Annotated in this window: 26 protein-coding genes; 18 read left to right on the forward strand and 8 right to left on the reverse strand. The window is 74.8% G+C overall.

Annotated elements, in window-relative coordinates:
* Positions 1 to 128: 128 nt before the first annotated feature.
* Complete coding sequence (locus ACI79G_RS22765) at positions 129 to 299, reverse strand: CsbD family protein (RefSeq protein ID WP_091215265.1); 171 nt, start codon at positions 297 to 299, stop codon at positions 129 to 131.
* A gap of 344 nt (positions 300 to 643) precedes the next feature.
* On the opposite strand from ACI79G_RS22765, the gene ACI79G_RS22770 reads away from it, so the two are divergent.
* The 7 genes from ACI79G_RS22770 to ACI79G_RS22800 all read left to right on the forward strand — a co-directional run bounded on the left by ACI79G_RS22770 (position 644) and on the right by ACI79G_RS22800 (position 7,732).
* Positions 644 to 2,266 (forward strand): peptide ABC transporter substrate-binding protein, encoded by a 1,623-nt coding sequence (locus ACI79G_RS22770; protein ID WP_456883314.1) that lies wholly within the window; start codon positions 644 to 646, stop codon positions 2,264 to 2,266.
* Positions 2,267 to 2,407: 141 nt separating this feature from the next.
* Positions 2,408 to 3,331, forward strand: a complete 924-nt coding sequence (locus ACI79G_RS22775; protein ID WP_456883315.1) for an ABC transporter permease — start codon at positions 2,408 to 2,410, stop codon at positions 3,329 to 3,331.
* Positions 3,324 to 4,295 carry an ABC transporter permease gene (locus ACI79G_RS22780; protein WP_456883316.1) on the forward strand — a complete coding sequence of 324 codons (972 nt, stop codon included), beginning with the start codon at positions 3,324 to 3,326 and terminating at the stop codon, positions 4,293 to 4,295. Before ACI79G_RS22775 ends, ACI79G_RS22780 begins: the two co-directional genes overlap by 8 nt.
* Positions 4,292 to 5,344, forward strand: coding sequence for an ABC transporter ATP-binding protein (locus ACI79G_RS22785; protein WP_456883317.1), 1,053 nt, complete (start codon positions 4,292 to 4,294; stop codon positions 5,342 to 5,344). The genes ACI79G_RS22780 and ACI79G_RS22785 overlap by 4 nt, the downstream gene beginning before the upstream one ends.
* The gene (locus tag ACI79G_RS22790) at positions 5,337 to 6,407 is read left to right on the forward strand and encodes an ABC transporter ATP-binding protein (RefSeq protein ID WP_456883318.1); all 1,071 of its coding nucleotides are present in this window, start codon (positions 5,337 to 5,339) and stop codon (positions 6,405 to 6,407) included. Before ACI79G_RS22785 ends, ACI79G_RS22790 begins: the two co-directional genes overlap by 8 nt.
* 48 nt (positions 6,408 to 6,455) lie before the next feature.
* Positions 6,456 to 7,349 (forward strand): N-acetyl-1-D-myo-inositol-2-amino-2-deoxy-alpha-D-glucopyranoside deacetylase, encoded by an 894-nt coding sequence (mshB, locus tag ACI79G_RS22795; protein ID WP_456883319.1) that lies wholly within the window; start codon positions 6,456 to 6,458, stop codon positions 7,347 to 7,349.
* On the forward strand, positions 7,346 to 7,732 hold the full coding sequence (locus tag ACI79G_RS22800; RefSeq protein WP_456883320.1) for a hypothetical protein: 387 nt from the start codon (positions 7,346 to 7,348) through the stop codon (positions 7,730 to 7,732). Before mshB ends, ACI79G_RS22800 begins: the two co-directional genes overlap by 4 nt.
* Positions 7,733 to 7,744: 12 nt before the next feature.
* On the opposite strand, the gene ACI79G_RS22805 is transcribed toward ACI79G_RS22800, so the two are convergent.
* Positions 7,745 to 8,269 (reverse strand): GAF domain-containing protein, encoded by a 525-nt coding sequence (locus tag ACI79G_RS22805; RefSeq protein ID WP_456883321.1) that lies wholly within the window; start codon positions 8,267 to 8,269, stop codon positions 7,745 to 7,747.
* 85 nt (positions 8,270 to 8,354) lie between these two features.
* Positions 8,355 to 9,107 carry a GNAT family N-acetyltransferase gene (locus ACI79G_RS22810; RefSeq protein ID WP_456883322.1) on the reverse strand — a complete coding sequence of 251 codons (753 nt, stop codon included), beginning with the start codon at positions 9,105 to 9,107 and terminating at the stop codon, positions 8,355 to 8,357.
* A gap of 172 nt (positions 9,108 to 9,279) precedes the next feature.
* On the opposite strand from ACI79G_RS22810, the gene fdxA reads away from it, so the two are divergent.
* Together fdxA and dapC are read left to right on the forward strand one after the other, a co-directional pair.
* A complete protein-coding gene (gene fdxA, locus ACI79G_RS22815; protein ID WP_135130837.1) occupies positions 9,280 to 9,606 on the forward strand; it encodes a ferredoxin in 327 nt (108 codons plus the stop codon).
* A gap of 32 nt (positions 9,607 to 9,638) precedes the next feature.
* Positions 9,639 to 10,724, forward strand: coding sequence for a succinyldiaminopimelate transaminase (dapC, locus tag ACI79G_RS22820; protein ID WP_456883342.1), 1,086 nt, complete (start codon positions 9,639 to 9,641; stop codon positions 10,722 to 10,724).
* Between the two features lie 22 nt (positions 10,725 to 10,746).
* On the opposite strand, the gene ACI79G_RS22825 is transcribed toward dapC, so the two are convergent.
* Positions 10,747 to 11,397, reverse strand: a complete 651-nt coding sequence (locus ACI79G_RS22825) for a hypothetical protein (protein ID WP_456883323.1) — start codon at positions 11,395 to 11,397, stop codon at positions 10,747 to 10,749.
* Between the two features lie 136 nt (positions 11,398 to 11,533).
* The gene (gene dapD, locus ACI79G_RS22830; protein WP_456883324.1) at positions 11,534 to 12,508 is read right to left on the reverse strand and encodes a 2,3,4,5-tetrahydropyridine-2,6-dicarboxylate N-succinyltransferase; all 975 of its coding nucleotides are present in this window, start codon (positions 12,506 to 12,508) and stop codon (positions 11,534 to 11,536) included.
* Positions 12,509 to 12,868: 360 nt separating this feature from the next.
* Here dapD and dapE point away from each other — a divergent pair, with 360 nt between their 5' ends.
* From dapE to ACI79G_RS22855, 5 genes are read left to right on the forward strand one after another with little or no spacing between them, the layout of a single operon-like run.
* Positions 12,869 to 13,993, forward strand: coding sequence for a succinyl-diaminopimelate desuccinylase (dapE, locus tag ACI79G_RS22835; RefSeq protein ID WP_456883325.1), 1,125 nt, complete (start codon positions 12,869 to 12,871; stop codon positions 13,991 to 13,993).
* The gene (locus ACI79G_RS22840) at positions 13,990 to 14,832 is read left to right on the forward strand and encodes an LOG family protein (protein ID WP_456883326.1); all 843 of its coding nucleotides are present in this window, start codon (positions 13,990 to 13,992) and stop codon (positions 14,830 to 14,832) included. The genes dapE and ACI79G_RS22840 overlap by 4 nt, the downstream gene beginning before the upstream one ends.
* 48 nt (positions 14,833 to 14,880) lie before the next feature.
* The gene (locus tag ACI79G_RS22845; RefSeq protein WP_456883327.1) at positions 14,881 to 15,243 is read left to right on the forward strand and encodes a DivIVA domain-containing protein; all 363 of its coding nucleotides are present in this window, start codon (positions 14,881 to 14,883) and stop codon (positions 15,241 to 15,243) included.
* Positions 15,236 to 15,697 (forward strand): CoxG family protein, encoded by a 462-nt coding sequence (locus tag ACI79G_RS22850; RefSeq protein WP_091215298.1) that lies wholly within the window; start codon positions 15,236 to 15,238, stop codon positions 15,695 to 15,697. Before ACI79G_RS22845 ends, ACI79G_RS22850 begins: the two co-directional genes overlap by 8 nt.
* A gap of 34 nt (positions 15,698 to 15,731) precedes the next feature.
* Positions 15,732 to 16,655 carry a MerR family transcriptional regulator gene (locus ACI79G_RS22855; RefSeq protein WP_456883328.1) on the forward strand — a complete coding sequence of 308 codons (924 nt, stop codon included), beginning with the start codon at positions 15,732 to 15,734 and terminating at the stop codon, positions 16,653 to 16,655.
* On the opposite strand, the gene ACI79G_RS22860 is transcribed toward ACI79G_RS22855, so the two are convergent.
* Genes ACI79G_RS22860 through ACI79G_RS22870 form a run of 3 tightly spaced genes read right to left on the reverse strand, consistent with a single transcriptional unit; the run spans position 16,550 to position 18,079 of the window.
* Positions 16,550 to 16,888: a hypothetical protein gene (locus ACI79G_RS22860; RefSeq protein WP_456883329.1), complete on the reverse strand. Its 339-nt coding sequence runs from the start codon at positions 16,886 to 16,888 to the stop codon at positions 16,550 to 16,552. The two genes, ACI79G_RS22855 and ACI79G_RS22860, sit on opposite strands and share 106 nt — an antisense overlap.
* 4 nt (positions 16,889 to 16,892) lie before the next feature.
* Positions 16,893 to 17,633, reverse strand: a complete 741-nt coding sequence (locus ACI79G_RS22865; RefSeq protein ID WP_456883330.1) for a cytochrome c oxidase assembly protein — start codon at positions 17,631 to 17,633, stop codon at positions 16,893 to 16,895.
* Complete coding sequence (locus ACI79G_RS22870) at positions 17,630 to 18,079, reverse strand: DUF2243 domain-containing protein (protein ID WP_456883331.1); 450 nt, start codon at positions 18,077 to 18,079, stop codon at positions 17,630 to 17,632. Before ACI79G_RS22870 ends, ACI79G_RS22865 begins: the two co-directional genes overlap by 4 nt.
* Positions 18,080 to 18,164: 85 nt before the next feature.
* Here ACI79G_RS22870 and ACI79G_RS22875 point away from each other — a divergent pair, with 85 nt between their 5' ends.
* The 4 genes from ACI79G_RS22875 (at position 18,165) to ACI79G_RS22890 (ending at position 24,290) form a co-directional block, all read left to right on the forward strand.
* Positions 18,165 to 19,070, forward strand: coding sequence for a DMT family transporter (locus ACI79G_RS22875; RefSeq protein WP_456883332.1), 906 nt, complete (start codon positions 18,165 to 18,167; stop codon positions 19,068 to 19,070).
* 117 nt (positions 19,071 to 19,187) lie between these two features.
* Entirely contained in the window at positions 19,188 to 23,321 is a 4,134-nt protein-coding gene (locus ACI79G_RS22880; RefSeq protein WP_456883333.1) for a fibronectin type III domain-containing protein, read from the forward strand.
* A 36-nt stretch (positions 23,322 to 23,357) separates the two neighbouring features.
* Positions 23,358 to 23,912 (forward strand): DNA-3-methyladenine glycosylase I, encoded by a 555-nt coding sequence (locus ACI79G_RS22885; protein WP_456883334.1) that lies wholly within the window; start codon positions 23,358 to 23,360, stop codon positions 23,910 to 23,912.
* A 210-nt stretch (positions 23,913 to 24,122) separates the two neighbouring features.
* Complete coding sequence (locus tag ACI79G_RS22890; RefSeq protein ID WP_012947303.1) at positions 24,123 to 24,290, forward strand: DUF3117 domain-containing protein; 168 nt, start codon at positions 24,123 to 24,125, stop codon at positions 24,288 to 24,290.
* Positions 24,291 to 24,344: the final 54 nt, after the last annotated feature.

The following is a 24,344-nucleotide window of genomic DNA, read 5'->3' on the forward strand; positions in this document are numbered from 1 at the left end:
CCCGAGCGCTCCCCCGCCCGCCCCGCCCCCCCCCCCCCCCCCCCCGCCCCCCCCCCCCCCCCCCCCCCCCCCCCCCCCCCCCCCCCCCCCCCCCCCCCCCCCCCCCCCCCCCCCCCCCCCCCGACGGCTCACTTGAAGACGTCCTTGACCTTCTCGCCGGCCTGCTTGAGGTTGCCGGAGGCCTGGTCGGCCTTGCCCTCGGCCTGCAGGTCGCGGTCGCCGGTCGCCTCGCCGACGCTCTCCTTGCCCTTGCCGGAGAGCTCCTCGGCCTTGTTCTTCATCTTGTCGATGCCGCTCATGTCGACTCCTCTCGTCGGTCCGACCGGGGTACCCGCGGACGACGGACCTGACACGCCGGGGCGGTGGCGGCGGAAGACGTCCGGCGGAACCCGCACCCCGGCGGAAGTCCTTGAGAACGGGGTGGCCCCGGTGTGGGCAAGTGTGATTCCACCCTGTGGGATGCTGACTCGAGGTCACAAGTCGGTGACGGTCGTGGACGCCCTTCGCGGAGCGCGCCTAGGGTCCCCGCCGTACCGGGTTCGCCCGGTGTGCCCGCACGACCCCCGGCCGCCCGTCGCGGACGCCTGGCTGCCGGCGAACCAGTCCGTTCCCCCCGCACAGCGGGACGAGGGAGGCATTGCACGTGAGGTTGAGCAAGCGCTTCGCTGCGCTCATCGCGACCGGCCTGTCCGGCGCGATGGTCCTGTCCGCCTGTGGTGGTGGCGGCGACGACAGCGGCTCCGGCGGAGGCGGCGGCGAGGGTGGCGGCACCTTCACCGCGTACATCGGTGAGCCGAAGAGCCCGCTCGTCCCCGGCAACACCACGGAGAGCGAGGGCGCCAAGGTCATCGCCGCCCTCTGGACCGGTCTCGTGGGGTACTCCGAAGACGGTCAGGTGGAGTACACCGGTGTCGCCGAGTCGATCGACTCCGCCGACAACCAGAACTGGACGATCACGCTCAAGGACGGCTGGACCTTCCACGACGGGACGCCGGTCGACGCGCAGTCCTACGTCGACGCCTGGAACTACACCGCCAACCCGGCCAACGCGCAGGACGGCGGTTCCTACCTGTCCCGCATCGCCGGGTTCCAGGAGCTGCAGGACGGCGCCGCCCAGGAGCTGAGCGGGCTGAAGGTCGTCGACGACCGCACCTTCACGGTGCAGCTGAGCGCACCGTTCCGGCTCTTCCCGGCGGTCGTCGGTTACAACTCGTTCGACCCGCTGCCCGACGCCTTCTTCCAGGACCCGGAGGGCTTCGGCACCCGCCCGATCGGCAACGGCCCGTTCCAGGCCGAGACCGACTACGTCCCGGGCCAGGGCATCACCCTGACCAAGTTCGAGGACTACGCCGGCGAGGACGCGGCCCAGGCCGACGGCATGGAGTTCGTCGTGTACGCGGACTCCGCCACCGCCTACACCGACGCCCAGGACGGCAACGTCGACATCGTCGACGTCATCCCGCCGGACGTCATCGAGTCGGCCCGCGACGCGTTCGGGGACGGCTTCATCGAGACCGAGGTCTCGCAGATCACCTACCTCGGCTTCCCGACCTACGACGAGCGGTTCGCCGACAAGCGCGTCCGCCAGGCCATCTCGATGGCCGTCGACCGGCAGGCCATCTCCGACGCCATCTTCTCCGGTACCCGCACCCCGGCGGACTCGTTCATCTCGCCGGTCGTCGACGGCTACCGCGAGGGCGCCTGCGAGTACTGCACGTTCGACGCCGACCGGGCCAACCAGCTGCTCGACGAGGCCGGCTTCGACCGCAGCCAGCCGATCGACCTGTGGTTCAACGCCGGCGCCGGCCACGACGCCTGGATGGAGGCCGTGGGCAACCAGCTGCGGCAGAACCTCGGCGTGGACTTCTCGCTGCAGGGCAACCTGGACTTCGCCCAGTACCTGCCGCTGGGAGAGCAGAAGGGCTGGACCGGCCCGTTCCGGTACGGCTGGAGCTTCGACTACCCGGCCGCGGAGAGCTACCTGACCCCGCTGTTCGCGCCGTCGTCGTTCCCGCCGATCGGCTCGAACTACAGCTTCTACGACAACCCCCAGGTCAACGAGCTGATCGCCCGGGGTGACCAGGCAGCCAGCGAGGACGAGGCCGTCGCCGACTACCAGGCTGCCGAGGACCTCATCGCCGAGGACATGCCGATGGCCCCGATGTTCTTCACCGAGATCCAGACCGTGCACACCGACCGCGTGGACAACGTCCGGATCGACCTGTTCCAGCGGCCGGTCTGGTCCGAGGTCACCGTCACCGGCTGACGCCGAGCAGGACCGCACCACCCGCCGGGGGCGCCCGTCCGAGCAGGACGGTCGCCCCCGGCGGCGCGCGTGCCCCCCAGCGGGCACGATTGACCCCGTGTCACCGGCGGATCCCGGGGGCACGACGACCCGAGGGGGAACATGGGCCGCTACGTCGCGCGCCGCCTCTTGCTCACCATCCCCGTGCTGCTCGGCGCGTCCTTCCTGATCTTCGGGATGGTGTACGCCCTGCCCGGCGACCCCATCCGGGCGCTCGCCGGGGACCGTCCCGTCTCGCCGGCGGTCGTCGAGGTCCTGCGCGAGCGCTTCCACCTGAACGACCCACTGTGGGTGCAGTACTGGGAGTACCTCAAGAACCTGTTCCAGGGGGACCTGGGCACCGACTTCCGCGGCCGGCCGGTCCTCGACACGATCGAGCGGACCCTGCCGGTCACCGTCAAGCTGGCCCTGGTGGCCATCGTCTTCGAGGCCGTCATCGGTCTGGTCGCCGGTGTGCTCGCCGGCATCCGGCGCAACAGCTTCTTCGACAACCTGGTGCTGGTCTCGACCACGCTCATCGTCTCGATCCCGATCCTGGTGCTGGCCTTCGTCGCCCAGCTGCTGTTCGGCCTCAAGCTCGGCTGGTTCCCCATCGCCGGCACGCGGGAGGGGCTCTACAGCTACCTGCTCCCGGGCCTGGTGCTGGCGTCGGGCTCCCTGGCCTACGTGGCCCGGCTGACGCGCACCAGCGTCGCGGAGAACCTGCGCGCCGACTACGTCCGGACGGCGCGGGCCAAGGGACTGCCCAACCGGACGGTGATCGTCCGGCACACCCTGCGCAACAGCCTGATCCCGGTCGTCACGTTCATCGGGGCCGACATCGGCACGCTGCTCGGCGGCGCCATCGTCACCGAGACGGTCTTCAACCTGCCCGGCATCGGCCGGGAGGTCTTCGACTCCGTGCGCGCCCAGGAGGGCGCGGTGGTCGTCGGCATCGTGACGCTGATGGTCTTCTTCTTCATCTTCTTCAACCTGGTGGTCGACGTGCTCTACGCCGTCCTCGACCCGAGGATCCGCTATGACTGATCAGCAGCAGATGGACCTCCGGCACGACGAGGTCGAGGCCGGTACGCAGACCGGGCTGGCGTCCCCGTCGGTCGACGTCACCGAGTCCCGGCAGAACAGCCTGTGGAGCGACGCCTGGGGCGAGCTCAAGCGCAACCCGCTGTTCTGGATCGGCGCCGTGCTGTGCCTGCTGTTCGTCCTCATGGCGATCGTCCCGCAGCTGTTCGCCCGGGGCGCCGACCCGCGGGCCTGCGACCTGGCCAACTCCAAGGCGCTGCCCTCGGCCGACCACTGGTTCGGCTACGACGTGCAGGGCTGCGACTACCTGGCCAACGTCGTCCACGGCGCCCGCAACTCGCTGATCATCGGTGTCTTCGCCGTCGTGGTCGTCCTCGTCCTGGGCGTCGTCGTGGGCGCCGTCGCCGGCTACTTCGGCGGGGTGACCGACGGGGTGCTGTCCCGGATCGCCGACATCTTCTACGCGCTGCCCCTGATCCTCGGGGCCCTGGTGCTCCTGCGGGTGGGGCCGGCCACCGACATCCCGATCATCAACAGCCGCGGGCCAGGAGCGGTCGCGCTGGCACTGGCGCTGTTCGGCTGGATGACGGCGATGCGGCTGGTGCGTTCCCAGGTCATCGCGGTCAAGAGCTCCGACTACGTGGCGGCAGCCCGGGCCATGGGGGCGTCGAACGGGCGGATCCTGGTCCGGCACATCCTGCCGAACGCGGTGGCACCGGTGCTCGTGTACACGACCATCACGATCGGCGTGCTGATCGCCGCGGAGGCGACGCTGACCTTCCTCGGCGTCGGGCTGCAGCGGCCGGCGATCTCCTGGGGCCTGCAGATCGCGATCGGTCAGGACTCGATCCGCAGCGCACCGCACCTGGTGCTGTTCCCCAGCCTCGTCCTGACCCTGACCGTGATGGCCTTCATCATGATGGGCGACGCGCTCCGCGACGCCCTGGACCCGAGGCAGCGCGCATGACCCGACCCGACCTGTCCACCCCTCCCGTGCCCGGCGCCGGCATCGGCACGCCCGTGCTCGAGGTCGACGACCTGCACGTGGAGTTCCGCACCCGCTCCGGCGTGGTCAACGCCGTCAACGGCATCAGCTACAGCCTGGCCGAGGGCGAGACGCTGGCCATCCTCGGCGAGTCCGGCTCCGGCAAGTCGGTCTCGGCGCAGGCGATCATGGGGATCCTCGACAGCCCGCCCGCGGTCATCACCGGCGGTGGCATCTACTTCCAGGGCGAGGACCTGCTCGAGCAGTCGCCCGAGGAGCAGCGGAAGGTCCGCGGTCCGGGGATCTCGATGATCTTCCAGGACGCGCTGTCCTCGCTGAACCCCGTCTACAGCGTCGGCTACCAGATCGGCGAGATGTTCCGCGCGCACCGCGGGATGTCGAAGAAGGACGCGAGGAAGCACGCGATCGAGCTGATGGACCGGGTCCGCATCCCCGCGGCCGCGTCCCGGGTGGACGACTACCCGCACCAGTTCTCCGGTGGCATGCGCCAGCGGGTCATGATCGCGATGGCGATCGCCCTCGACCCGCGGGTGCTCATCGCCGACGAACCCACCACCGCCCTCGACGTCACGGTGCAGGCGCAGGTCATGGACCTGCTCGAGGACCTGCAGCGCGACACCGGGATGGGCCTGGTCCTCATCACCCACGACCTGGGCGTGGTCAACGAGGTCGCCGACAACGTGGCGGTCATGTACGCCGGCCGGATCGTCGAGCGCGGCACCGTCGACGACGTCTTCGGCAACCCGGCGCACCCCTACACCGAGGGCCTCATGAGCTCGGTCCCGCAGGTGGAGGCCAAGGGCGGCCGGTTGCAGCCGATCGTCGGCCAGCCGCCGAACTTGGCGGCGATCCCCAGCGGCTGCCCGTTCCACCCGCGGTGCTCGCGCCGCCGGCTCGGGGACGCGGCGGCGCCCGGTCGCGAGTGCGCCACCGACGTCCCGCCGCTGCGCCTGGTCGTCCCGGGCCGCGAGGCGGCCTGCCACTACAGCGAGGAGGTCCTCGGTGTCTGAGTCCACCGCCGGGTCGGCGGCCGCGCCCCGGGCGTCGACCGCGCCGGCCACCCCCGGCGAGACCCTGCTGGAGATCCGCGGCCTGAAGAAGCACTTCCCGCTGACCCAGGGCGTCGTCTTCAAGCGGACCGTCGGCCACGTCCGGGCCGTGGACGGCGTCGACCTGACCATGCGCCGCGGCGAGACCGTGGGTCTGGTCGGCGAGTCCGGCTGCGGCAAGTCGACGGTGTCGAAGCTGCTGGTGGCGTTGGAGAAGCCGACCGGCGGGCAGATCCTCTACAAGGGCCGCGACGTCGCCAGGATGAGCGGCCGCGCGCTCAAGGCCTACCGGCGCGAGGTCCAGATCATCTTCCAGGACCCGTACGCCTCGCTGAACCCGCGGATGACCGTCGGCGACATCGTCTCCGAGGGCTGGGCGGTGCACACCGACGTCGCCCCGAAGAAGGGCCGGCTGCAGCGCACCCAGGAGCTGCTCGACCGCGTCGGGCTCAACCCCGACTACGTCAACCGCTACCCGCACCAGTTCTCCGGCGGTCAGCGGCAGCGCATCGGCATCGCCCGGGCACTGGCGCTGCGGCCCGAGGTGATCGTCTGCGACGAGCCGGTGTCGGCCCTCGACGTCTCGGTGCAGGCGCAGGTCGTGAACCTGCTGGAGGACCTGCAGGACGAGTTCGGCCTGTCCTACCTGTTCATCGCGCACGACCTGTCGGTGGTCCGGCACATCTCCGACCGGGTCGCGGTCATGTACCTCGGCAGCGTGGTGGAGGAGGGCACCGACGCGCAGGTCTACGGCTCGCCGTCGCACCCCTACACGCAGGCGCTGCTGTCGTCGGTGCCGCTGCACGAGCCGCACCTGCGCGGGCAGAAGGACCGGATCCTGCTCCAGGGCGACGTGCCCAGCCCGGCCGACCCGCCGTCGGGCTGCCGGTTCCGCACCCGCTGCTGGAAGGCCCAGGACATCTGCGCCCAGGAGGCGCCGGCGCTCGTCGACCGCGGCCAGGGCCACCCCTCGGCCTGCCACTTCGCCGAGGCCCGCACGGTCGTCCCGGTGGATGTGGAGTAGCGGGGCGGACTCCGGGCCCGCCCGAGGGGGCCGGGGAGAATCCTTCCCGTGACCCCCACCCGCCGCATGCTCCTGGTGCACGCCCACCCCGACGACGAGACGATCAACAACGGCGCCACCATGGCCCGCTACGTCGCCGAGGGTGCGTCGGTCACCCTGCTCACCTGCACCCTGGGTGAGGAGGGCGAGGTGCTCGTCCCCGAGCTCGAGCTGCTGGCCGCCGACCACGCCGACCAGCTGGGCGGGTACCGGATCTCCGAGCTGCGGGCGGCGATGGAGGCCCTCGGCGTCAGCGACTGGCGCTTCCTCGGCGGCCTGGGCCGGTACCGGGACTCCGGGATGGTGGGGACGCCGGCCAACGACAAGCCACGCGCGTTCTGGAACGCCGACCTCGACGAGGCGGTGGCGCATGCCGTCGCCGTGGTCCGCGAGGTCCGGCCGCAGGTCGTGGTCACCTACGACGAGAACGGCGGCTACGGCCACCCCGACCACATCCAGGCCCACCGCGTCGCCATGCGCGCCGTGGACGCCGCCGCCGACCCCGCCTACCGCCCCGACCTCGGCGGGGCGTGGGAGGTCGCGAAGGTCTACTGGTGCTGCGTGCCGCGTTCGGTGCTGCGGCAGGGCATCGAGGCGATGGCCGCGCTGGGGGAGGCCTCGCCGTTCGAGTCCCTGGGCGAGGTGGAGGACGTGCCGTTCGCCGTCCCCGACGAGCTGGTCGACGCGGCGGTCGACGGGCGGGCGCACGCCGGGCACAAGGACGCCGCGATGCGCGCGCACGCCACCCAGATCACCGTCGACGGTCCGTTCTTCGCGCTGTCGAACAACCTGGGCCAGGAGGTCCTCGGCACCGAGTACTACCGGCTGGTGCGCGGCCGGCGGGGGCCGGCGGCGACCCCCGAGGGCTGGGAGGACGACCTGTTCGCCGGCCTGGACGCGTGATCCGGAGGCTCGGGGCGGCCCTGCTGGTCACCGTGCTGGCGGCGTGGCTGGCGCTGGTCGAGGTCTTCTGGCTGCCGCTGCGCGTGTTCGGCGTCCCCGTGCCCGTGTCGGTGGTGGCCGCGGTCGTCGGCAACCTGCTGCTGGTGGGCCTGGCCGCGCGGCTGACCGGCTCCCGGCTGGCCGCGGTGCTGCCCGCCGTGGTGTGGCTGGTCGTCGCGGTGGGCGCGAGCCTGCCCCGTCCCGAGGGCGACCTGCTGCTCACCGGCGGCGGCGTCCTGGGGTTCCTCTCGCTGGCCTTCCTGCTGTCCGGTGTCGTGGCCGCGGCCTTCGCCGTGGGCAAGGTGCTGGCGGCGCCGCGGAGCGGCGCGGACCGGCCGTCCTGACGCCGGACCCGGTCAGGACACCAGCCGGTCGGCCGGCCAGGACAGCCGCCGGGCCTCCGACCGGCGCGTCCGGGCCGCCGACAGCGCACGGGCGATGGCCGGCGCGGCCTGCCCGACGCGGTCCCCGGCCGCCGCGGCCGGCTCGACGGTGAGCACCCCGACGACCCGGTCGCCGAACAGCAGCGGCTCGCCGTGGACCGATCCGACGCCGAACCGCGCGGCGATCCCCGGAGCGAAGGCATCGGGGTTCCCGTCCTCCACCCGCACCGGCCGGCGGCCGTGCACCACGGCCGACATCAGGGGCGAGCCGGCGACCGGCATCGCGTGGTGCAGCACGAGGGGGCCCGAGCCCGGCGTCGTCTCCGCGGACACCGACTGCCGGTAGGGCACGACCGTCTCGGTGGTGGCCTCGTGCACCCACACGGCGACCCGGGACGCCCCGATCTGCTGCCGCAGGCGGGTCAGGAGCCGTTCGACCGCGGCCTCCGCGTCGTACGGGGTCGACGCGCTGGCACGGAGGAGCCTGGCAACGGGCACGTCTCGGGTGTCGGTCGTCGTCGCACGGGTGTCGAGCCGGCCGACCCCTCTGCCCCCCGGCGGGCGACCTCGCAGCGGGACGGCGTCAGGCCGGTGCGTACCGGTAGTGGTAGCGGTGGTGCTCGATGAGGCCCGCCTGCCGGTAGAGCGCCCGCGCCGGGGTGTTGGACGCCGACACCTGCAGGTACACCCAGGAGGCGCCGAGCCCGGCCCCCCAGCGCTGCAGCGCGGCCATGACGGCGGTCGCCAGCCCCTGCCGGCGGTACCGCTCCTCGACGGTGACCGCGGCGACGCCGAGCCAGCCGTCGGTGACCACCCCGCGGGCGACGGCGGCCAGCGGGGCCGGCGGCGGGTCGAGGCGCACCGAGGCGAAGACGACGTCGTCGGCGTTGACGAGCACCGCGCGGGCCGTGGGCGGCAGCGGCCGGCCGCGGTGCCGGTAGCCGGCCAGCCAGGCGTCGTCCGGCTCGGGGGAGAGGTCGACCGGGACGCCGTCGGCCGGCGCCGGCGTGAGCGGCCCGGTCAGCACCAGCACGTCCTCGTCGCGCTCCCACCCGGCCGCAGCGAGAGCGGTGTCGGCGGCGCGGGACTGGCGGCCCGGCAGCATCGCGCACGGCCGCAGCCCGCGGTCGGTGTACCAGCGGGTGACGGCGTCCACCGCGTCGGGCAGCGGCATGCCGGGGTCTCCGACGGCCAGCGCGGAGTTGGCCCGGCCGGTGAAGCCGCCACCCGCGCGCAGCAACCACTCGCCGAGCGGGGCCTCGTCCCCGCCGCGCCAGCCGCGGGTGGCGAGGAGCTCGAGGCCTGCGACGTCGAGGGGTGAGCGGCTCTGTCCCACGGTCCGATCCTGCGCCGTCCGCACGGGCGCCATCCGGCGGGGTCTCACCCGGCCGGGCCGACCGGGCCACCCGTTCCGTTTCGCGGGAGCGCCACGGGCCATACTTGAGGACAGAGACGACCGGCCGTCGCGCCGGCGGAGCAGCCCCGCACGTCCCCGGGAGGGAACACCCGTGACCTACGTCATCACCCAGGCCTGCGTCGACGTCCTCGACAAGGCGTGCATCGACGAGTGCCCGGTGGACTGCATCTACGAGGGCGACCGGATGCTCTACATCCACCCCGACGAGTGCGTCGACTGCGGCGCCTGCGAGCCGGTGTGCCCGGTGGAGGCCATCTACTACGAGGACGACGTCCCGGACAAGTGGAAGGACTTCTACGACGCCAACGTGGAGTTCTTCTCCGACCTGGGCAGCCCCGGTGGTGCCGCCAAGACCGGCAAGATCGGCAAGGACCACCCGCTCGTCGCCGCGCTGCCGCCGCAGGGTGAGGGTCACTGACCACCACCACCCCGGGGACGGCGGCCGGTCGACTGCCCGACTTCCCCTGGGACTCGCTGAGGGCGGCGCGGGCCGACGCGGCCCGGCACTCCGGCGGCGTCGTCGACCTCTCCATCGGGACGCCGGTCGACGACACGCCTGGGCTGCTGGCCACCGCCCTGGCCGGTGCGGGCAACGCGCCGGGCTACCCGACCGCCCTGGGCACCGCTGAGCTGCGGACCGCGGCGGCCGGCTGGCTGCAGCGCCGGCTGGGCGTGCGGTTGGCCGACCCCCTCGGCGCCGCCCCCTCGGTGATCCCCACCGTCGGGTCCAAGGAGCTCGTCGCCCTGCTGCCGACCCTGCTCGGGCTGCGCGGCGCCGGCACGGTGCTGATCCCCGAGGTCGCCTACCCGACCTACGAGGTCGGCGCGGTGCTGGCCGGGCTCACCGTGCGGCGGACCGACACCCCACCGGACGACGCCGCGAGCGTGGTCCTGGTGTGGCTGAACTCCCCGGGCAACCCGCACGGCCGGGTGCTCACCGACGACGAGCTGCGTGCCTGGGTGGCCTTCGGCCGCGCGCACGGCGTGCCGGTGGTCGCCGACGAGTGCTACGCCACCCTCGGGTGGGACGTCGAGCCGCGCTCGGTCCTGCACCCGCAGGTCGCGGGGGAGGACCACACCGGGCTGCTCGCGGTGCACTCGCTGTCCAAGCAGTCGACCGCCGCGGGCTACCGCGCGGGGCTGCTCTCGGGCGACCCGGCGCTGGTCCGCCAGGTGTGGGAGGTGCGCCGGCACCTCGGGCTGCTGGTGCCCACGCCGGTGCAGGCCGCGATGGCCGCCGGGCTGGCCGACGACGCCCACGTCGACGAGCAGCGGGAGCGCTACCGCAGCCGCCGCGACCGGCTGGCCGCCGCCGTCCGGGCCGCCGGCGCGCGCATCGACCACTCCGAGGCCGGGCTGTACCTCTGGGTCACCCGCGACGAGGACTGCTGGACGACGATCGACTGGCTCGCGGGGCTGGGCATCGTGGCCGCGCCGGGCTCCTTCTACGGTCCGGCGGGCGCGCGGCACGTGCGCATGGCGCTCACCGCCACCGACGAGCGGATCGACGCGGCCGTGGAGCGGCTCGCCGGCTGAGCAGGTGCACCACTGGCCCGGCTCAGTCGCAGAGCACGGCGTCGAGGTCGAGCGCGGCCACCAGCTCGACGGCCATGCCCTCGTGCTTCTGGTAAGCCTCCGGGAACGCCGAGCGCTGCACGGCGTCGGCTGCCTCGGTCAATCGGCGGGTGTCCCACCCGGGAACCTGCACCAGGCCGTCGTAGAACTTGCCGGCGGCGTAGACCGGGTCCTGGACCTGGGCCTCGGTGCCCCACCCCTGCGAGGGCCGCTGCTGGAACAGGCCGAGCGAGTCCCGGTCGCCGTAGTCGAGGTTGCGCAGCCGTGACTCCTGCATCGCCGTGGCCAGGGCGATGACGACGGCCCGCTCCGGCAGGCCGCGTTCGTAGCCGACCTGCGCGATGGTCCGGGCGTTGCCGATCTGCTCGCCGGTGAGCCGGACGCCAGTCGCCGGCAGGGTGCACTCCGCGGTCGCCATCGGGACGTCCTCCCCGTCGGCGTGGACCGAGAGCGCCACGAGCGCGACCACGGCGAGCACCGCCGCGAGCCACCCCCAGGACGCCGCGGTCTGCGCGGGTCCCCGGCGGACCGGTGCACGCCGTCCGGACGAGCGGCGCCGGGCGGTGGGGCGACGCGCCGGCGGCCGGCGGGCGGACGTGGTCCGCCGTGCCGTCGCGGTGCGTGTGCTGCTCATCGTCCGCGACTGTAGGGCCGGATCCTGGACGGAGCCTGGACCTGCACACGAGGTGTCGGCCCCGGTGACGTGCTGGAACGGCCATCCTTCAGGGTCCCGCGCCGAGCTTGAGAGGCGTGGGGTGAAGGGTGGTCCTTCAATTGCTGTGCAGCGCCGCGTTCAGCTCGCCCCAGGTGCCGGTCCGCGGCAGGGCCTCCAGCGCGCCGGAGACCGAGTTGCGCCGGAACAGCAGCCCGTCCCGCCCGGAGAGCTCGGCGGCCTTCACCACCGAGCCGTCGGGCAGGGTCACCCGCGAGCCGGCGGTCACGTAGCAGCCGGCCTCCACGACGCAGTTGTCGCCGAGGGAGATGCCGATGCCCGCGTTGGCGCCCAGCAGGCAGCCCGAACCGATCGAGACGACCTGCTTCCCGCCGCCGGACAGGGTGCCCATGATCGAGGCGCCGCCGCCGATGTCGCTGTCGGCGCCGACGACGACGCCCGCGCTGATCCGGCCCTCGACCATCGACGGCCCCAGCGTGCCGGCGTTGTAGTTGACGAAGCCCTCGTGCATGACCGTCGTCCCCTCGGCGAGGTGGGCGCCCAGCCGCACGCGGTCGCCGTCCGCGATGCGGACACCGGTGGGGATGACGTAGTCCACCATCCGCGGGAACTTGTCGACGCCGTGGACGGTGACCTGCCCGTGCGCGGCGCGCAGCCGGTGCGGGTTGAAGGAGGCGGCCTCGACCGGGCCGACGCTGGTCCAGGCGACGTTGGTGAGCAGACCGAAGACGCCGTCCATGTTGATGCTGCGGGGCTGCACCAGCCGGTGGGAGAGCAGGTGCAGCCGCAGCCAGACGTCGTGGGTGTCGGCGGGCGGTGCGGACAGGTCCGCGATGACCGTCCGGACGGCGACCACCTCCACGCCGCGGGACTCGTCGCTGCGCACCAGCCCGCCGTAGTCGGGGCCGAGCTCGCCGGAGATCTCGAGCGCGCCCAGGCGGGTGGTGCCGGTCCCGGCGCCCTCGGGCGCGCCGAGCCGAGGCTCGGGGTACCAGGTGTCGAGCACGGTCCCGGCGCGGGTGACGGTGGCCAGACCGGCGGCGACGGCGGAGAGCGGGGCGGAGTCGGTCACGGGGACGACGCTACCGAGCGCCGGTCCCGTGCTGCCGACTCGGTCGGGGGCTGGGTGACCGGCCTCGTGCACCCCTCCCGCGTCCTCTCCCGCTGCCCACCATGCGGGGCAGGGGGAGAGGACGGCGGGGAGGACCTCTCCGCGACCTCCGCCGCTGCCCACCATGCGGGGCAGGGGGAGAGGACGGCGGGGAGGACTTCTCCGCGACCTCCGCCGCTGCCCACCATGCGGGGCAGGGGGAGAGGTCCCGGGAGACCGGAGTGCCGCCCGGCCGGCTGTGGTGAACGGGGGGTGACGGGCCGGTGCCGCTGGGCGCGCTGCGGCGGCTCGGCCGTGGCGCCGCCCGTAGGCTCGGGAGTCGTGACCGACCTGCCCCCGCTGGACCCCGCGGCCGACGTCCTGACGCTCACCCGCGCGCTGGTCGACGCCCCGTCGGTGTCGGGCGGCGAGGGCCCGCTCGCCGCCGCCGTCGAGGCGGCGCTGCGGGCGCTCGGCGGCCTGGAGGTCGAGCGGGTCGGCGACGCCGTCCTCGCGCGGACCAACCTCGGCCGGCCCACCCGGGTGGTCCTCGCAGGTCACCTGGACACGGTGCCGATCGCCGACAACGTCCCCAGCCGGCTCGACGAGGCGACCGGCCGACTCTACGGCTGCGGCACCAGCGACATGAAGGCCGGCGACGCGGTGATGCTGCGGCTGGCCGGGCGCTTCGGCGTCCCCGGCGCCGAGCCCGCGCACGACCTGACGTTCGTCTTCTACGACAACGAGGAGGTCGAGGCCGTGAAGAACGGCCTCGGCCGGGTGGCGCGGGAGCGCCGCGGCTGGCTCTACGGCGACCTGGCGATCCTGCTCGAACCGACCGACGGCGAGATCGAGGGCGGCTGCCAGGGCACCCTGCGGGCGGTGCTGGAGGTCCCCGGCCGGCGCGCCCACAGCGCCCGCAGCTGGCTCGGCGTCAACGCGATCCACGGCGCGGCCGGCATCCTCGCCACCCTCGCGGCCTACGAGGCGCGGGAGGTCGACATCGACGGCTGCGTCTACCGCGAGGGCCTCAACGCCGTCCGCATCGAGGGCGGGGTGGCCGGCAACGTCGTCCCGGACGCCTGCACGGTGACGGTCAACTTCCGCTACGCCCCCGACCGGGACGAGGACGCCGCCGAGGCGCACGTCCGCGAGGTCTTCGCCGACGCGCTCGCCGCCGGGGTGACGCTGACCGTCGTCGACAACGCCGGCGGGGCGCTGCCGGGGTTGTCCGAGCCCGCGGCCGCGGCCTTCGTCGCCGCCGTCGGTCGCCCGGCGCGGGCCAAGCTCGGCTGGACCGACGTCGCCCGCTTCGCCGCGTTCGGCATCCCGGCCCTCAACTACGGCCCCGGGGACCCGCAGCTGGCCCACACCCGCGAGGAGCACGTCCTCGTCGACCGGCTGCAGCCGGCCGAGGACGCGCTCGTCGCCTACCTGTCGACGCCCACGGACCAGGAGCGCGCATGACCACCACGCCCGAGCCGGCCAACGCCCGCAAGCCGCGGCCCACCCGCCACCGCGGCCCGGTGATGCTGCGCGGCGGCGAGCCGGACCCGCGCACCCACGACGGGACGACGACCGACCAGCGGCTGCTCGACCGGCGCGGGCCGACCGACTGGGTGCACACCGATCCATGGCGTGTGCTCCGCATCCAGAGTGAGTTCGTCGAGGGCTTCGGGCTGCTGGCCGAGCTGCCCCGCGCGGTGAGCGTGTTCGGCAGCGCCCGCACCCCGCAGGACTCGCCGCACTACGCCTCGGGCGTGGCGATCGGGGCGGCGCTGGCCGAGGCCGGGTACGCGGTGATCACCGGCGGCGGTCCGGGCGCGATGGAGGCGGCCAACCGCGGCGCGTCGGAGGCCGGCGGCCTCTCGGTCGGTCTGGGCATCGAGCTGCCGTTCGAGCAGGAGCTCAACGAGTGGGTCGACGTCGGCATCGCGTTCCGCTACTTCTTCGTCCGCAAGACGATGTTCGTGAAGTACGCGCAGGCCTTCGTCATCCTGCCCGGCGGGTTCGGCACCCTCGACGAGCTGTTCGAGGCGCTGACCCTGGTGCAGACCCGCAAGGTGACCCGCTTCCCGGTGGTGCTGTTCGGGTCGGAGTACTGGTCGGGGCTGGTCGACTGGCTGCGGACGACGATGGTGCCCGCGGCCACCATCAAGGACACCGACCTGGACCTGTTCACGGTGACCGACGACGTCGACGAGGTCGTGCGGATCGTCCAGGAGGCCGAGAAGGCGCGGCAGGCCGGCGACAACGGCGGCGGGATGCGGGCGCTGCCGGTCGACGACAGCCCCAGCGACGCGTGATGACAGCCGAGGCGCGGCACCACGCCGGGGGAAGGGCCTGAGGTCGGGGTGCTCGAGGCGGTCGTCTTCGTCCTCACCGTCGCGGTGGTCGGCGGGCTGCTGTTCCTCGGCGGCTCGGTGCTGCTCGGCCGGGGGGAGACCCAGCCGCCGGCCGATCCGGACCGCTCGCCGCTGGAGCTGCCCGAGGACCGGCCGGTCACCGCGGACGACGTCCGCGGGGTGCGCATGTCGGTGACCGTCCGGGGCTACCGGATGACCGAGGTCGACTGGCTGCTCGAGCAGCTGGCCCAGGCGCTCGAGGAGCGCGACGCGGAGGTCGCGGCGCTGCGCGCCCGGCTGGAGGCCGGGCGGACCGCGCCCGGTGCGGACGACGCCCCGGCGGGCGGGAACGGAGCGCGGACCGATGCGTGAGCTGGTGGAGCGGGTGGTCGTGGACGCCCCGCCGCAGCAGGTGTGGGCGGCGCTCACCGACTGGACCCGCCAGGGCGAGTGGATGCTGCTCACCGACGTCGAGGTCACCGGCGGGGACCCGCACGCGGTCGGCGGCCGGCTGGCGGCACGCACCGGTCTGCCCGTGCGGGGGCGGCGACTCGGCGTGCTGGACACGATGGTCGTCACCGAGTGGGACCCGCCGCGGCGCGCCGTCGTCCAGCACACCGGCAGGATCGTGCGCGGGCCGGGCACCTTCGAGGTCACGCCGCAGGGCGCGGGCTCCCTCGTGACGTGGACCGAGCAGCTGTGGCTGCCCTTCGGGCTGCTCGGGCAGCTGGGCTGGCCGCTGGTGAAGCCGGCCGCGGTGGCCGGCGTCCGCCTCTCGCTCAAGCGCTTCGCCGACTTCGCCCGGCGCTACACCGGCCGCGCTTGACCCGGCCCCTGGGGCTGGTCCGAGGGTGACCGGTGTGGACGAGCACCTGCTGCGGGTCGGGGAGTTCCTGCGCCGGACCCGCCTGTCACCCAAGGCGCTGCGGCTCTACGGCGACCGTGGGCTGCTCGTGCCCGCGCGCGTCGACGGGCACTCCGGCCACCGCCGGTACGCCCCGGCCCAGGTGGCCCGCGCCCGGCTCGTCGGGCTGCTGCGCCAGGCGGGCATGCCGCTCGCGCGGGTGCGGGAGGTGGCCGAGCTCGAGCCGGCCGACCGGCTGGCGGCGGTCGACCGCTGGTGGGCCGGCGTCGAGGACGACGTCGCACGCCGGCGGGCGCTCGTCCGCTCCCTGCGCCGGCGACTCGCCGGCGACGACGACCCCCCGGAGGCCCCCGTGCACGACGTCGCCCTGCGCACCACCGACGAGGCCGCGCTGCTGACCACTCTGCGGCGACTGACCATCGAGGAGCTCGGCCCCTTCGTCTCCGACGCCGCCCGTGTCCTCGAGGAACACCTCGCGGCGTCGGGTGCGACCCGCGCCGGCGCGCTGCGGGTCGTCTACCACGGCATGGTCACCGCCGACAGCGACGGCCCGGTGGAGGTCGCCGTCCCGTTCTCTGGCACGGTGCGGCCGACGGGGGAGCTGCGGCTGCGGCGGCAGCCGGCCGGCCGCGAGGCGGTCACCGTGCTGACCCGCGCCGAGGCGGAGTACCCCCGCCTCCTCGACGCCTACGACGCCGTCGCCCGCTGGTGCGACGCCGCCGGGCTGGAGCGCACCGGCAGCCCCGTCGAGGTGTACCTCGGCGGCCGGGACGTCGCCCCCCGACGAGCCGCACCTCGAGGTGGCCTGGCCGGTCAACTGACCGCGTCGCGCCGGGAGCGGGCGAAGGCCAGCGCCTCGCGCGCCAGCGGCAGGTCGGTGGCCGGCTCGCCGTCGGCCAGCGCGACCCACTCGCGGTAGGGCCGGCCCCGACCGCCGAACGGCCCGCCGCGCCCGTCGGCGAGCAGAGCGGCCACGCGGTCCTCGGGCAGCTTGAGCACCAGCGCGCCGCGCACCACCATCGCGAAGGCCGCGCCGTCGACCTTCAGCGCCCGCGACCCGAACCGGCGCGGGGCGCCGGGCTCGGGGAGCGTCACGTCCGGCTCGTCGGCGAGGGTGTCGACGAGGGCGGCGAGGCGGTCGGCGGCGTCCACCCGCTCATGCTGCCCCGGCGGCCGCCGCCGCGGGTGCTCCCGCGGCCCGGACGGCGGCGCGGCTGGTGTACCAGCGACGCCACAGCACCGCGGCGACCACCAGCGTGACGACGGTGCCGCCGTCCCACATCAGCCGAGCGCCCTCCGCGGCGTGCGCCACCCCGGGCAGGGGCGCGGCGTAGAGCCACTTCGCCAGGACGTCGTGGGCGGCCGCGCCGGCGGCCAGCGCGGCGGCCCGCACGCCGACGCCGCGGCGGTGCGGCGCCGGGTCGACGGCCAGCACCGCGGCGGTGGCCAGGTAGCCGCTGACCAGCACGTGCAGCGCCACGAGCGCGGCCAGGGCCGGGCGGTGGACGGCGGCGGCGTGCAGCCCGGTGCCGTAGAGCACCCAGAGCCCGGCCGCGTTGGCCGGGACGGCGACCAGCGGGTCGCCCGCCCAGCGCAGCGGCGGGGTCCGCAGCACGCGGGCCAGCCGCCGGGCCGCGCCGATCGGCAGCGACCGCAGCGCCAGGGTGACCGGGGCGGCCAGCACCAGCAGCAGCGGCGCCACCATGCCCAGCAGCAGGTGCCCGGCCATGTGGGTGCGCAGGTCGCCGTGGGCGGTCGAGAGGACGGCCCCGACCCCGGCCGCGGCCAGGCCGGTCAGCCAGGACGCCGTCCGCCGCAGCGGCCAGGGCGTGCACCAGCCGGCCGCCACGTACAGCGCGCCGGCGACCAGCAGCGCCAGGACGGCGAGCCCGGTCACCGGGCCGGACGGCGGCGGGCGCCCAGCAGCGCCGCGCCGGCGGCGAGGAGGACGACGGCCGAGGCGTTCCAGGCCACGTCGTAACCGGTCAGGTCGACGCCGTAGCGGACCTGGTGCACCCGCAGCAGCTTGTGGTCGACCACGCCGTCGAAGAGCTGGAAGGCCCCCGCGCCCAGGAGCACCAGCGCCCACCACCGGCGGACGTCGAGGGCGCCACGGCGGCGGAGGTCGGCCAGCAGGGCCAGCCCGGCGACGACGGCCGAGAGCGTCGCCGCGTGCAGCAGCCCGTCGGAGAGCAGCCCCACGGTGCCCCCGGCGCGGTCGTAGAAGGAGTGCCAGGCCAGCAGCTGGTGGAAGACGATCTCGTCGACCGAGCCCATGAGGCCGGCGCCGAACAGCAGCCCCGAGGCCGCCAGCCGCCGTCCGGACGGGGGAGGAGCGCGCACCGTCGGGCGGTGCCCGGTGCGAGGGCCGGGAAACGCCCGGGCAGGATGACGGGGTGCGGGAGTGCGGCGGGGTGCGGGGGCAGCGGTGAGCCGTCGGGGCTGGGGGTTGTTCCTGGCGATGTCGCTGGTCTGGGGCGTGCCGTACCTGCTCATCAAGGTGGCCGTCGAGGAGATGGCGCCGGTGGTCGTCGTCTTCGGCCGGTGCGTGCTCGGCGCGGCGCTGCTGCTGCCCTGGACGGTCGCCCGCGGCCAGCTGCGCCCGGCGCTGCGGCGCTGGCGGCCGCTGCTGGCCTTCACCGTGCTGGAGATGACCGGCCCGTGGCTGCTGCTGGCCTACGCCGAGCAGACGCTGTCGAGCTCGCTCACCGGCCTGCTCGTCGCCGGGGTGCCCTTCGTGGCCGCGCTGGCCGGCCGGCTGACCGGCGAGGAGGAGCGGCTCGGCCGCGTCCGGCTGCTCGGCATGGGCCTGGGCGTGGCCGGCATCGCCGTGCTGCTCGGCCTCGACGTCGAGGGGATCGCGCTGCTGCCGCTGCTCGCGGTCGCGCTGGTCGTCGTCGGGTACGCCACCGCGCCGCTGATCGTCAGCCGCGCGCTGCCCGACGTGCCGGGCGTGGCCGCCAGCGCGGTGGCGCTCGCCGTCACCGCGCTGGTCTACGCGCCGTTCGCCGTGCCCCGGCTGGGCGCGGCCGCGCGGGCGCCCGCCGACGCGCTGCTGGCCGTGCTGGTCCTCGGGGTCGTGTGCACCGCCGTGGCGCTGGCGCTGTTCTTCGCCCTGATCCGCGAGGTCGGCCCGCAGCGCGCGCTGGTCATCACCTTCCTCAACCCGGCCGTGGCGGTGCTACTCGGCGTGCTGCTGCTCGACGAGCCGTTCACCCTCGGCCTCGCGGTCGGCCTGCCGGTCGTGGTGCTCGGCTGCGTGCTCGCCACCCGCCGCAGCCCGGTGCGCCGCGACCGCACCGAGCTGGGGGACGTGGACGCCGCCGTCCCCTGAGCCCCCCGTCCGGGTGGGGCGCCGTCGGGCTCGGCTCAAGCAACGCCGCGGTGCGTGTCGAGGACCACCTCGGCACCCGCCGGTCCGCGGGCGCCTCCGGCAGGAGGGACGCGACAGATGCGCGACGGCGGCGCTGACCAGCGGGCTGCCCGGCGTCCCCGTGGCCGGCTGCTGCGGCTGTCGGCCGCCGTCCTCGCGGTGCTCACCGTGGTGCTGTGCGGGCAGGCCCCGTCCTCACCGCGGCTGCAGACGGTGAGCACCCAGGACCCCGCACCGCCGGCGAGCGTCGTGGTGACACCGGCCGATCGGGCGCTGGCCGTCTCCTGGTCCGCGTCGACCGAGACCGCCACGAGTGGCTACCAGGTGTTCGTCGACGTCGAGACCCAGCCGAGGGTCACGACGAACGCGTCCACCCGGACCGCGACCCTCACCGGGCTGACCAACGGCCGGGAGTACACGGTCACCGTCCGGACCACGACCACGGAGACCGTGTTCCTGTTCCCCACGACGTACGTGGGCCAGCCCAGCAGCCCTGTCCGCAGCACGCCGCGGGACACGATCGCACCGGCCGCGCCCACCGGGGTGGGTGCCGTGCGCGGCGACGGCCGGGTCGCCGTCTCCTGGACGGCCAACAGCGCCGACTACGACGCGGACGGCTACCGGGTGCTCCGCGACGGCGTCGACACCAGCGGCCTGCTCGCCGGTCGGGCCACCACGAGCTGGACGGACACCGGGCTGGTCAACGACCGCACCTACGCCTACACGGTGCAGACGCACGACACCTCGGGGAACTGGTCGGTGCCCTCGGCGCCGGCGGTCGGCGCCACCCCCACCGACCTCACCCCACCCGCGGCCCCGACCGGCCTCGTCGGCGACCGGGGGGACGGCCGGGCCGGCCTGTCCTGGACGGCGAACACCGAGCCCGACCTGGCCTCCTACCGGGTGCTGCGCGACGGCGTCGAGGTCGCCGCGGTCACCGGCACGACGTACCTGGATCCCGGGCTGACCAACGACCGGACGTACACGTACACGCTGGTCGCCGTCGACGGCCACGGGAACCGGTCGCCGGCCTCCGCTGCGGTCCAGGTCACGCCCACCGACCTCACCCCGCCGGCGGCACCGACCGGCCTGACCGCCGTCCGCGGCGACGGGCGGGTCACCCTCGCCTGGGCGGCGAACGCCGAGCCCGACCTGGCCTCCTACCGGGTGCTGCGCGACGGCGTCGAGGTCGCCACCGTGACGGGGACGACGTACACCGACGCCGGGCTGGTCAACGACACGACCTACCGCTACACGCTGGCCGCGGTGGACACCCACGGCAACCGGTCGGTCTCCTCGGCCGCGGCGACCGCGACCCCGCACGAGCTCGACGCCCCGGCGCCGCCCACCGGCGTGGCCGCCACCGCCGGCGACCGTCGGGTCGACCTCTCCTGGACGGCGAACACCGAGACCGACCTGGGCTCCTACCGGGTGCTGCGCGACGGCGCCGTCCTCGCCACCGTGACCGGCGCGACCGGCTACACCGACACCGCCGTCGTCAACGAGACCACCTACGCCTACGCCGTCGTCGCCGTCGACACCCACGACAACGCCTCCGTCCCGTCGGACACCGTGCGCGCGACGCCCGCCGACCGCGTCGCCCCGGCCCGGCCGACCGGCTTCACCGCCACCCGCGGCGACGGGCGGGTCGACCTCTCCTGGACGGCGAACACCGAGACCGACGTCGCCGGCTACCGGCTGCTGCGCGACGGCGCCGTCCTCACCACGGTGACCGGCACGGCCCACACCGACACCGCCGTCGTCAACGACACGACGTACGCCTACGCGCTGGTCGCCGTCGACACCTCGGCCAACGCCTCCGGCACCGCGACGGCGTCGGCCACGCCCACCGACCTCACCGCACCGGCCGTCCCCACCGGGGTGACCGCGGTCGACGGCGGTGCCCGGGTGACCGTCTCCTGGACGGCGAACACCGAGCCCGACCTCGCCGGCTACGTCGTGGTCCGCGACGGCACGGAGGTCGCGAGCGTCCCGGGGACGACGTACGTCGACGACCTGGCCGACGACGCCGCGCACGGCTACGCGGTGGTCGCCGTCGACACCCACGGCAACCGGTCGGCCGCCTCTGCCACGGCGGAGGTGCCCGCGGCCGACCGCCGCGCGCCGGCCGCGCCCACCGGGCTGGTCGCCACCGCCGGCGACGGGCGGGTCACCCTCGCCTGGGCGGCGAACGGTGAACCCGACCTGGCCTCCTACCGGGTGCTGCGCGACGGCGTGCAGGTCGCGACCGTCACCGGCACGGCGTACACCGACACCGCCGTGGTCAACGACACGACGTACTCCTACGCGCTGGTCGCCGTCGACACCTCGGCCAACGCCTCGGGGCCGTCCGGTGCCGCGGTGGCGCGGCCCACCGACCGCACCGCGCCCGCCGTGCCGGCCGGGTTCACCGCCGTCCGGGGCGACGGGCAGGTCACGCTCAGCTGGACGGCGAACGGCGAGCCCGACCTGGCCGGCTACGTGCTGCTGCGCGACGGCGTGCAGATCGCGACACCGGCCGGGCCGACGTACACCGATGCCGGGCTGGTCAACGACTCGACGTACGGCTACGCGCTGGTCGCGGTGGACGGCCACGGCAACCGCTCCGGCTCCGCCACGGCGAGCGCCACCCCCACCGACCTCACCCCGCCGCCCGCCCCGGCCGGCGTGACGGCCACCGCCGGCAACCGGCAGGCGGTGCTGGGCTGGGACGCCGGGGACGCCGGGGGCGCCGACGTCGCCGAGCACCGGGTGCTGGACGCCGGCGGCAGCACCGTCGCCACCGTGCCGGCACCGGGGACCTCGGCGACGGTGACCGGCCTGGCCAACGACACGACGTACGCGTTCACCGTCGTGGCGGTCGACGCCGGGGGCAACGTCTCGGCGCGCTCCGCCGCGGTGTCGGTGACCCCGGTCTACGCCACCGTCCCGGTCGAGGGAGCGGGGGAGAGCAGCGGCGTGGCCGCCAGCAGCGACGGCCGGTTCGTCGTCGTCGGCACCCGCGCCCGCCTCGAGCCGTCGGACACCAACACCGCCTACGAGCTGTACGTCGTCGACCGCGCCATGGGCAGCCGCACGCGGATCGCCCCGCTGCCGGCGACCGCCACCGGTGCGGGCGACGCGACCAACACCAGCGTCCCGGCGGTCAGCGACGACGGGCGCTACGTCGTCCTGGCCACGACCGCGGCCCTCGACCCGCGTGACACCAACGGGCTGGCCGACGTCTACCGCTACGACGTCAGGGCCCGCAGCTGGGCGCTGGTGAGCGCACCGCAGGGCGGCACCGCCTCCCCGTCGGTGGCCGGCACCCTGCTGCAGCCCGCGGCGTCGGTCTACGCCACCGCCCCGTCGGTGGCGGTGTCCGGCGACGGCGACCTGGTGCTCTTCCACTCGGCGCGGGCCGACCTGGTCCTCGGCGACACCAACAACCGGGTCGACGTCTTCGCCAAGCGGCTCTCCGACGGGACGGTCACCCGGGTCTCCACGACCACCACCGGCGGCGAGCTCAGCGGCCCGGCGATGGGCCCGGCCCTGGCGCTGACCCCGGACGGCCGGTTCGCCGTCTTCGGCGCCGACGGCCCCTCCGGCGTGGTCGCCCACCGCAAGACGCTGTCCGGAGCGGGTGCCGGCGAGCTGCGCGTGGTCTCCCAGGTCACCACCTCCACCGGCCGGACCCTGCCGTTCTCGGTCTACCGCGACACCGGCGACCTGGCGGTGAGCGACGACGGGCGCTACGTCGCCCTGGTCACCAGCAACCGCGTCACCACGGACTTCCCCGCGCAGACCTGGCCGACCGGGCTGGCCTACCGGGTGGACACCGTCACCGGCGCCGTCGTCCGTCTGGGGACGGGGCAGACGACGGTGTGGGAGCACCAGGTCGAGCTCGACCCGACCGGTCGCTACGCGTTCTTCGCCACGACCGCGGCGGCGCTGCCGGCCGACACCAACGGGCACACCGACCACTACCGGCGCGACCTCGACGGCGGCGTCGCCGGGCCGCTCCTGCTGGTGACCGCCGACGCCTCCGGGCGCCCCACCACCGGCCCCACCGGCGCGATCACGCCGGCCGAGTACGGGCGGCTGCTGGCGGTCACCGGCGACCGGGTGCTGGTGACGACGTCGCAGCCGCTGACCGCGTCCGACGTCAACCGGCTGCGCGACCTCTACACCAAGGACCTGTCGACCGGTGCCGTGGGCGTGGGCCTGGGCTGACGCCGGTCGTCGGTGGTGGTGGCTAGCGTGCCCGGCGTGGACAACCGCACCCGCTGTGACTGGGGCAACAGCGCGCCGGAGTACGTGGCCTACCACGACGAGGAGTGGGGGACGCCGCTGCACGGCGACGACGCCCTCTTCGAGCGGCTCTGCCTCGAGGCGTTCCAGTCGGGGCTGTCCTGGATCACCATCCTGCGCAAGCGCCCGGCGTTCCGCGCCGCCTTCGCCGGCTTCTCGATCGACGCGGTGGCGGCCTTCGGCCCGGACGACGAGGCGCGGCTGCTCGCCGACGCCGGCATCGTCCGCAACCGCGCCAAGATCGCCGCCACCGTCTCCAACGCCCGCGCCGCGCAGCGGGTCCCGGAGGGGCTCTCGGCGCTGCTGTGGTCCTTCGCGCCGACGGTCCCGCGGCCCCGCCCGGCCACCCTCGCCGACGTCCCGGCGACCAGCCCGGAGTCGACCGCGATGGCCCGCGAGCTCAAGCGCCGCGGCTTCGTCTTCGTCGGCCCGACGACGGCCTACGCCCTCATGCAGGCCACCGGGATGGTCGACGACCACGTGGCCACCTGCTTCCGCGCGACCGCGCCGTGAGGAAGGACCCCGTCCTCCCCACCCTTCGCAAGCTCAGGGCGGGGCCCGGGACGGGGCCGCTCCTGAGCCGCTGGACAGCTCGGGGCGCCCACCAACGGGGGCTCGGGTTGGACCTGCGCCGGGGATACGGGATCATGTGAGCGGAGCTCACAGCATCGACGACGCCGTGAGCAGCCCACGGGCTGCGCACGGCCGACGAAGGAGGCACGCATGGCGGCCATGAAGCCGCGCACGGGTGAAGGTCCCCTCGAGGTCACCAAGGAAGGGCGCGGCCTGGTCATGCGCGTTCCGCTCGAAGGCGGCGGCCGTCTCGTCGTCGAGCTGTCGCCCGACGAGGCCGCGGCCCTCTCCGAGGCCCTGAAGGGCGCGACCAGCTGAACACCGCAGCGCACCTGCCCCCGGGCAGCCCCGCGCAGGAGGACACGGCCCCGG

Source organism: Geodermatophilus sp. SYSU D00779 (assembly GCF_054050595.1).